Source organism: Pseudomonas sp. FBF18 (assembly GCF_024261405.1).
Taxonomy (GTDB): Bacteria; Pseudomonadota; Gammaproteobacteria; order Pseudomonadales; family Pseudomonadaceae; genus Aquipseudomonas; species Aquipseudomonas palmensis.
In genome coordinates this window covers 96,107-98,494 of record NZ_QKRS01000015.1, presented here as the reverse complement: position 1 = coordinate 98,494, position 2,388 = coordinate 96,107, and the positions used below count along the sequence as shown (strand labels likewise).

The 2,388-nt window shown below is 55.4% G+C and carries 3 protein-coding genes and 1 pseudogene; all 4 read left to right on the top strand.

All coding sequences use genetic code 11. The features are described from left to right. Positions 1 to 686, top strand: a 686-nt coding sequence (locus DN387_RS20670) for a DUF1983 domain-containing protein (RefSeq protein ID WP_254506270.1), incomplete at its 5' end; no start/stop codon positions are given. Position 687: 1 nt separating this feature from the next. After that, entirely contained in the window at positions 688 to 990 is a 303-nt protein-coding gene (locus DN387_RS20665) for a hypothetical protein (protein WP_054915184.1), read from the top strand. A gap of 17 nt (positions 991 to 1,007) precedes the next feature. Continuing rightward, positions 1,008 to 1,859: a hypothetical protein gene (locus tag DN387_RS20660; protein ID WP_254506267.1), complete on the top strand. Its 852-nt coding sequence runs from the start codon at positions 1,008 to 1,010 to the stop codon at positions 1,857 to 1,859. Positions 1,860 to 1,914: 55 nt separating this feature from the next. Then, a pseudogene (locus DN387_RS20655) lies at positions 1,915 to 2,388 on the top strand (phage tail protein); the annotation flags it as partial.

Here is a 2,388-nt window from a genome sequence, read left to right as displayed (position 1 = left end):
CTGAAGTGGATGGCAAGGTCACGGCGACAGCAGAAAGCGTGCAGGCCCTGCGCGCCTCTGCTCGCGACGACGACCCGGCTGGGGACATGGCCGGCGCCCTGGCGCAGTGGGACGCAACTGCGGCATTCGTGAGCGAAGTAAAAGTCAGCGCAACGCGCGATGAAGTCATCGTGCGCAAGACTGAAACGCTCGAAGCAACCCTTGCTGATACCAGTGCAGCAGTGCAGACGGTCGCCCAGGCCCAGGTTGATGCCGAAGGCAAGATGAGCACGATGTGGGCCGTGAAGATGCAGCTCAACGCTCAGGGGCAATACGTTGCTGCGAGCGTTGGGTTGGGTATCGAGAACGGTCCAGGCGGGCTTCAAAGCAGGTTTCTGGTGAGCGCTGACACATTCGCAGTTGTGAACGGAATCAACAGCACTCTGTCGGTTCCTTTTGCTGTGCAGAACGGCCAGGTGTTCATCAACGAGGCATTCATCGCCGACGGTACGATCACGAACGCGAAAATCGGGGATGTCATCAGTTCGACGAATTACGTTGCAGGAATTCAAGGTTGGGCCATTTACAAAAATGGGCTTTTCGAAATGAACGGTAACGGGCCAGGCCAAAGCCGCCTTTCAATCAACAACACAGCCGTTCGCCTGTATCACGCAAACGGTGTACTGGGCATCGACTTGGCGCTTTGAGATGACTGGACTTTTTATACAAACGGCAGATGAAAAAGTGCTGGTCGACATGACCAGCAAAATCAGTCAGATGGTGGGCAGCGTGGACACGGGAGGCGCAGATGGTTCGACAGCTATACCTGCGCCACCCAGTGGAAAGGTGATGTTCTATATCGTCGTGCCGCTTGTTGATCTGGCTCGCGAGAAAGGAAAAAAACCAGGCGTTACAATCACTGGCAACACGCTTTCCTGGTCGTACTCATATTCGACTTCAGGCTGGGGCTACTTCTCGGCCAACTGCCGCATTTACTACGGGTACTACTGATGGTCGCTCGACTGATAGTGAACAAGGAGACCGGTGAGCTTCTGTTTGATACGAGCAAGATCTGCTACGGGCTTGTGAAAAGTGGGTCTATGTCAGAGATAGAAACTTGGCCTCGAAAATACCTGCGCTCAGCCCAACTTGATCCGAACAACGGAGCAAACTGGATCGACTCAAACCGATTCGGCGATACAATGTTCGGCTTCACAATAAGTAATGCGATATCGCCGATCGTGTTCATTGTGGGGAAAGGGTGTCTCAACGGTACATCGCGGTCAGGTAGCAACATGACATTCATGTACGCCGGAGGTGATGCTTCAACTAAGTTTTACTGCTTCGACTTGATGGCCGACAATATCCCAGGCCGGCCGTACCTGAAGACCTGGAACGAGGATAGACAGATCACGTTCAACTCGTTGCAGCCACCGCTGAATATCGTGAATGCAGTGCAGGCTCCCGACCCTCCCGCTGGAAACGATCAGTACGGCCGCAAGTTGCTCACATACGACGGAGGTCGCATGGAGCGCATTCGCTACCAGACTGCGTCGCAAGATGCTCAGATGCATTGCGTTGTTGATGTAGGGCTCGATGCCGGGGTCGAGTACGCCGTATTCCTGCCGTTCTCGCGCAGTGCCACGCTCTGGAATACACAAACAATATCGGGATCCATGCTTTCCCAGTGCGGCGTGAACGAGGGGGCATATGGCCGTGTGGGCGGTATATCGTTCATGTTCGCAAATTCGGGCGGAAGCCCGGTCTCGTACCCAGCAATGAACGCATCGGTTCCTGCGTCTTTCACCGCCATCCCGACCGACCGGCTGCCGGTAGCTCTCGTGATAAAGACTGCCGGATTACCTTTTCCTTACAACTGATTTGCAAACATCAAGAGCCCGCTTTGAGCGGGTTTTTTATTGCCTGGAGAAAACCATGGGCTGGTACAGAACTGGTACTGTCGCAATAACAAGCGGCTCAACGACTGTGACCGGGACCGGCACAGCATTCGCTGCGAACTGTAGGGTCGGTGACGAGTTCAAGGGCCCAGATGGCAGGGGCTACGAAGTCGTGAACGTTGCAACCGACAGAGTGCTCAGCATCGCTCCCGCGTATCAGGGGCCTACCGTCACGGCCGGCACATATAGCCTAGTCCCGATCCAGGGCTACCCCAAGGATCTAACCGACCGATTCAAGCAGATCGTCGAGTCATGGGGAGGGTCGTTAGCCCTCATCGGAAACGCCACAACATCGTCGCAGTTGCTTGCCAATATCGGTGCAGCAAAGCGCGGGTCAAACAGCGATATCACAGAGCTGACCGGCCTGACGAAAGCCATGACGATCGCACAAGGCGGGACGGGAGCGACGACGGCTGCAGATGCGCGCACCGCGCTCGGACTGAAATCAGCA

What these genes read in the sequence shown, in the direction of transcription:
- DN387_RS20665 (WP_054915184.1), top strand. Translation starts at nt 688, where the DNA reads ATGACTGGACTTTTTATACAAACGGCAGATGAAAAAGTGCTGGTCGAC.